This window comes from Gammaproteobacteria bacterium (genome assembly GCA_036381015.1).
Taxonomy (GTDB): domain Bacteria; phylum Pseudomonadota; class Gammaproteobacteria; order Steroidobacterales; family Rariloculaceae; genus ZC4RG20.
Genome location: DASVDR010000049.1, coordinates 1 through 5,826 on the forward strand (window position 1 = coordinate 1; position 5,826 = coordinate 5,826).

The 5,826-nt window shown below is 68.6% G+C and carries 6 protein-coding genes; 1 reads left to right on the forward strand and 5 read right to left on the reverse strand.

Annotated elements, in window-relative coordinates:
* Window positions 1–179: 179 nt before the first annotated feature.
* Genes ccoP through VF329_15765 form a run of 5 tightly spaced genes read right to left on the reverse strand, consistent with a single transcriptional unit; the run spans window position 180 to window position 3,893 of the window.
* A complete protein-coding gene (gene ccoP / locus VF329_15745; protein ID HEX7082462.1) occupies window positions 180–1,067 on the reverse strand; it encodes a cytochrome-c oxidase, cbb3-type subunit III in 888 nt (295 codons plus the stop codon).
* Complete coding sequence (locus tag VF329_15750; GenBank protein ID HEX7082463.1) at window positions 1,060–1,203, reverse strand: hypothetical protein; 144 nt, start codon at window positions 1,201–1,203, stop codon at window positions 1,060–1,062. Before VF329_15750 ends, ccoP begins: the two co-directional genes overlap by 8 nt.
* Entirely contained in the window at window positions 1,200–1,829 is a 630-nt protein-coding gene (gene ccoO / locus VF329_15755; protein HEX7082464.1) for a cytochrome-c oxidase, cbb3-type subunit II, read from the reverse strand. The genes VF329_15750 and ccoO overlap by 4 nt, the downstream gene beginning before the upstream one ends.
* Window positions 1,826–3,262 (reverse strand): cytochrome-c oxidase, cbb3-type subunit I, encoded by a 1,437-nt coding sequence (gene ccoN, locus VF329_15760; GenBank protein HEX7082465.1) that lies wholly within the window; start codon window positions 3,260–3,262, stop codon window positions 1,826–1,828. Before ccoN ends, ccoO begins: the two co-directional genes overlap by 4 nt.
* 1 nt (window position 3,263) lies before the next feature.
* Complete coding sequence (locus tag VF329_15765; protein ID HEX7082466.1) at window positions 3,264–3,893, reverse strand: Yip1 family protein; 630 nt, start codon at window positions 3,891–3,893, stop codon at window positions 3,264–3,266.
* 496 nt (window positions 3,894–4,389) lie between these two features.
* Between VF329_15765 and VF329_15770 the strand changes: the two genes are divergently transcribed.
* Entirely contained in the window at window positions 4,390–5,655 is a 1,266-nt protein-coding gene (locus tag VF329_15770; protein HEX7082467.1) for an MFS transporter, read from the forward strand.
* The last annotated feature ends 171 nt before the right edge of the window (window positions 5,656–5,826 follow it).

Genomic DNA, 5,826 nt, shown 5'->3' on the forward strand with positions numbered 1-5,826 from the left:
CGTGCGGACACCTCCGAGGGTAAGGTAGAGAGCGAACGCAGGCTTGCGGCTCTCGCCGGCCGCGAAGCGGAGCTCGCCACGGAGCCCGACCGCGTCTTTCGGTTCCACTCGGGCGCGCCGACCGGCGCGCGTGCCTGACGAAATCAGGATCCGGGCATCGCCACGCGACAGCGGCGCCGTCAGTCGGCGCCGAGCCAGGCCGCGAGCAACCGGATTTGCACGGGATCGAGGCGCCCGGCGAACGCCGGCATCTCGCCGTTTCGGCCGTCGACGATCGACGTCACGATCGAATCGCGCGAGCTGCCGTAGAGCCAGTGGCCGTTGTTCAACGGCGGTGCGCCGAGGAGCGCCTGGCCCGAGCCGTCCGGGCCGTGACACGCCGAGCAGAGCTGCGCGAAGCGCGTGCGCCCGGCCGCGACCGCCTCGTCGTCTCCGCGCCCCTCGGCGAGCGCGAGGACGTAGTCCGCGACCTCCTCGACGCCCTGCTCGCCGAGCGCCGCGCCGAGAGGCGGCATGACCGCGATCCGGCCGGCCGTGATCGTCTGCATCACGGTGTCGAACGTGCCGCCCCACTGCCACTCGGCGTCCCGCAGGTTCGGAAACAGATTCGCCTGTCCTTGTGCGTCCGGACCATGGCAAGCCGCACAATGGTTCGCGAATACGCTCGCGGCCGCAGCCATCGCCCGCGGGTCCTCTCGCAGCCGCCCGGGCTCCGCCGAAGCGAGCTCCGCGCGCAGCGGGCCGAAGCGCTCGTCGTACGCCGCCGCGCTCGTCTCGATCTCGTGATGCTGCGACCAGTGCAGCACGCCCGCGAACGTGCCGAGGCCGGGGTAGAGCACGAGATACAGAACCGAGACGACGAGCAGCGAGAAGATCAGCCAGAACCACCAGAGCGGCGCCGGCGTGGTGCCTTCTTTCAGCGTCTCGTCCCACGTGAGCTCGCCGATGCCCCCGTCGTGATTCTTTGCGAAGTACACGCTGACGACGAGCCACGCGAGCGCGGCGAGCGTCGTCACGGTCAGCACGACGATCCAGCCGCCCCAGAACCGCGCCGGCAGATCAGCCATCGCGGTCCTCGTCGTCGAGCGGCAGCCGAGCGATCGCCTCGAAGTGCGCCGCTCGGCCGCGGAGCGAGAGCCAGACGACGAGCGTGATCATGAACGCCATCACGAGCATGTCGCCGATGAAGATCACGTAAGTCATAGCCCGCTACCTCTCGCGCGCGTGCGGCCAAGCGATTGCAGATACGCGATCACCGCGTCGAGCTCGGTCTTGCCGGCGACCGCGTCGGCCGCGGCCGCGATGTCGTCGTCCGTGTACGGGTGGCCGAGACGCTTGAGCGTTCGGAGGCGGGCGGCGATGCTGCCGTCGGGATCCGCGGGCCGCTCGGCGAGCCATGGGTAGGCCGGCATGATCGAATTTGGGACGACCGCGCGCGGATCGACCATGTGCACACGGTGCCAGGCGTCCGTGTACTTGCCGCCGATCCGGTGCAGGTCGGGTCCGGTCCGCTTCGAGCCCCACAGGAACGGCCGGTCGTAGACGAACTCGTCCGCGCGCGAGTACGGCCCGTAGCGCTGCACCTCTGCGAGCAGCGGCCGGACCTGCTGCGAGTGGCACGACGAGCACGACTCGCGGATGTAGACGTCGCGGCCGAGGAGCTCGAGCGGCGCGTAGGGCGCGACGCCTTCCGCCGGCGTCGCGAGCGACTCCTGGTACAGGCTCGGGATGATCTGCACGAGCCCGCCGATCGACGACACGACGAGGATCCCGAAGATCAGGAGCCCCGAGCTTCGCTCGATCCGCTTGTGCAGGCCGAGCAGGCTCATGCGCCGGTCTCCGCAGCGAGCGCGCCGGCGGGCGGCGCAACGGGCACGGTTTCGAGGCCGCCCATCGTCCGCCAAAGATTCACCGCCATCAGCGAAGCGCCCGCGAGAAAGAGCCCGCCCGCGACGAGCCTGAGCGCGTAATACGGCGCCATCGCGGCCATCACGTCGACGAAGCCGTAGCGCACCTTGCCGAGATCGTCGAGCGTGAGCCACAGGAGCCCCTGCGAGACCCCGGCGCCCCACATCGCGATCACGTAAAGCATGACGCCCGCGAGCGCGAGCCAGAAGTGCACGTTCGCGAGCCGCGTGCTCCAGAGCGGGCGGCCTGCGAGCCGCGGCACGAGGTAGTAGAACGTGCCGAACGTGATCAGCGCGTTCCACCCGAGCGCGCCCGAATGCACGTGCCCGACCGTCCACTCGGTGAAGTGCGACAGCATGTTCACGCTGCGAATCGCCATCATCGGCCCCTCGAACGTCGCGAGCCCGTAGAACGCGAGCGACAGCACGACGAACTTGAGCGCCGGGTCGACCCTGAGCTTCCGCCAAGCGCCGCTGACCGTCATCACGCCGTTGATCATCGTCGCCCACGACGGCGCGAGCAGGATCAGGCTCATGACGACGCCGAGCGACTGTACCCACTCCGGGATCGCGTTGTAGTGGAGGTGATGCGGACCTGCCCAGATATAGGTGTAGACGAAGGCCCAGAACGCGACGATCGACAGCCGATAGCTCCAAATCGGCTGCTCGGCCTGCTTCGGAAGGAAGTAATAGAGCATGCCGAGGAAGCCGCCCGTCAGCAGGAAGCCCACCGCGTTGTGCCCGTACCACCACTGCACGATCGCGTCCTGCGCGCCCGCGTAAAGCGAGTAGGACTTCGTCAGCGTCGCGGGCAGCGCGAGGCTGTTCACGACGTGCAGCATCGCGACGACGATGATCAGCGCGCCGTAGAACCAGTTCGAGACGTAGATCGGGCCGACCTTGCGCCGCGCGAGCGTGCCGAAGAACACGACGCCGAACGAGATCCATGCGACCGCGATCGCGACATCGAACGGCCACTCGAGCTCGGCGTACTCCTTCGACGCGTTGATCCCGGCGAACAGGGAGAGCGCGCCGAGCACGCACGTCGCCTGCCACGCGTAGAACACGAACCACGCGAGCCGCGGCGCAAAGAGCGGCACGTGCGACGTCCGCTGCACGCTATAGAACGCCGTGCCGATCAGCGCGGACACGCCGAAGCCGAAGATCACCGAATGCGTGTGCACGGTCCTGAGCCGCCCGAACGACAGCCACGGCTGCTCGAATCCGAGTGCCGGCCAGACGAGCTCCGCTGCGACGTAGACGCCTGCGAGCATCCCGACGAGCGTCCATGCGACCGCCGCGGCGGTGAACGCCGCGACGATCCGGTCCTCGTAGTGCACGACGGTGGCGCTCATGTCATGCCCCGATCCGCGGGCCGATGCCGCGGCTCCAGAGGACGACGGTCAGCCCGAGCAGGCTGACCCACGCGACGAGCAGATATGCGATCAGCGACGACGCCATCAGCATCCCGCGGCCGGGATCGATGCCGAGCACGGTCGGCAGCCCCCGGTAAAGCAGGTACATGCTCGCGATCAGCGCCGGCACGAGCACGATCACGTTCAGGAACGCGTGCGGATAGAGGTGCGCGGCGCTGCCGAGCGCGAGCGGCACGCCGACGACCGCGACGAGCGCGAGGCTCGCGCCGAACGATTCGCGCGCACCGTAGGTTTTCGCCATCCAACGCGCAATCGCGGCAGTGCTGAGCAGCCCGAACAGGAGCAGCAGAAAATAGGCCGCGGAGACCGCCGCGATCACCGGCCGCGGCAGCGTGATCGGCGCGACGCCGAGCCGCCAGCCGAACGCGGCCGTGCCGACGTACGCGAAGAGCGGCGGCAGGATCAGGAGCCACAGCGCGAAACCGAAGAATACGCGCGCCGCGCTCGGCGGACGCTCGGCGAATGCGGCGAAGACCTCCCCGGGTGAGCGGAGCACGCGAGCAACCAGCAGCGGCGACAGAGGCACTTGCACGGACGTCGTCGTCGTCAAGGCTCGGAGCAGCCGGATAGCGTGCAGTCTAACGGCGGCGACGGCCCGGCACTTCTGCGGGATCTACGTACCGGCATCGGAACCTCGTTGGCTCGGACGGACGAGCACCCTAGCAGAACGTCGCATGATCTTCTTCTTGTCGAGGAGATTGTGAGCGTTACGCCATAGCGAGAACGAGTATGCATGCAGAGAGCGGACCATCGTGATGCTAGCATCAGTCGTCGGGAGGAGCTCCGGCGAAGTCCCGAAGGTGAAAAAACGCGGAAAACTGCCGAGAAGCGTCCGAGATCGTGCTGCCGGACGGTATGGACCAGGCGCTGCGCGGAAGAGCCGACCGGCCGGATGTTTGCAATCGTACGAGCGGGCGGCTGCGCCCGCCGGTCGGCTCGGCAAACCGTGTTGGCCCGTCGGCCGGATTGGCGACCGCCTCGGCTGACCCCGCAGGCTGGTGTACGATGCACGAGCCTGCAGGGCCTGAACAACGATTGGGGGGAGAGTGCGGATCACGTCGGCCGACCCGGCGCGCCGGTCGGGTCTCTTCAGCTACGAGAACGGCATCCTGTTGTTGCTCGGCTTCTCGTTCGGGCTGGTCTTCTTTGACCGCAACACGATCAACTACCTCGCCGCGGCGATCCAGACGGATCTCGGCCTCACGAATGCGCAGATCGGCATGTTGAGCTCCGGTCTCGCGCTCGCGTGGGCGCTGTCGGCCTACTTCGTCAGCGCGTGGTCGGATCTGCTTCGCGCCCGGAAGCCCTTCGTGCTGCTGTCGATCGTCGTGTTCTCGCTCTGCTCGGCCGTCTCGGGGCTCGCGACGTCGTTCGCGTTCCTGCTCGCGGCGCGCGTGCTGATGGGGATCGCGGAGGGGCCGTTCCTGCCGGTCTGCCTGTCGATCATGAACGTGGAGTCGTCGCCGCACCGCCGCGGGCTCAACGCCGGCATCATGCAGAACGTGTTCGCGGCGCTGATGGGGACGCTGCTCGCGGGGTTCCTGGTGCCGAGGCTCGCCGAGGCCTTCGACTGGCGGGCGACCTTCTTCCTGACCGGCATTCCGGGGCTCGTCTGCGCGCTCCTCGTCCTGCTCTACCTGCGCGAGCCCGCGCGGGCGCCCGAAGAGGCGCACGCCGCGCCGCCGCGCATCGGGTCGAGCGCCATCGAGATGCTCCGGGCGCACAACATCCGCATCTGCTGCATCATCTCGATCTTCATGGTCGCGTGGTTCCTCGTCGGCCTCGCGTTCCTGCCGCTTTTCTTCCAGAGCTACCGGGGCTTCACGGCCGAGCAGGCCGGCGCGCTCGTCGGCGTGACGGGGCTCGCGACGATGATCTGCGGCTTCCTCGTGCCCGCGTGGTCCGACCGCGTCGGCCGCAAGCCCGCGATGATCGTATTCTGCTTTCTCGGCATCGTCACGCCGCTCGCGGCGCTCTGGTTCGACGGCCCGATGTGGATGCTGAGCGTCCTGCTCTTCGTCGGCTGGAGCGGGACCGGCGCGTTCCCGATCTTCATGGGCGTCGTCCCGGGCGAGACCGTCTCGAGGTCGCTCGCGGCGTCGTCGATGGGGCTCGTCGTCTGCGTCGGCGAGCTCGTCGGCGGCGTTTCGATGCCGACGGTCGCCGGCTGGATCGCGGATCAGACGAGCCTCGCCGCGCCGATCATCGTCGCGGCGGCGTGTGCGCTTTGCGCGGGCGTCGCCGCGCTGTTTCTCGAGGAAACCGCGCCGCGCAAGGTCGGCGCGGCGATCCCCGTGGCGGAGGCCGCGTGATCGAGGGGCCCGGTCGGACGCCGCGGGAGTCCGTGCTCTACTCGTAGCCCAGCCGTACGATCCCGCGCTCCATCCCATTCACGGTGCCCGAGCGCAGCCACTCGAGCGACGCGTCGAACAGGAGCGTGTGGACCCGCTCCCACATCGCGTTGTGAGACGCGCAGCCGAGGT

Coding starts and splice junctions, on each gene's coding strand:
- ccoP (HEX7082462.1), bottom strand. CDS start 1,067: ATGGCTGATCTGCCGGCGCGGTTCTGGGGCGGCTGGATCGTCGTGCTG.
- VF329_15750 (HEX7082463.1), bottom strand. CDS start 1,203: ATGACTTACGTGATCTTCATCGGCGACATGCTCGTGATGGCGTTCATG.
- ccoO (HEX7082464.1), bottom strand. CDS start 1,829: ATGAGCCTGCTCGGCCTGCACAAGCGGATCGAGCGAAGCTCGGGGCTC.
- ccoN (HEX7082465.1), bottom strand. CDS start 3,262: ATGAGCGCCACCGTCGTGCACTACGAGGACCGGATCGTCGCGGCGTTC.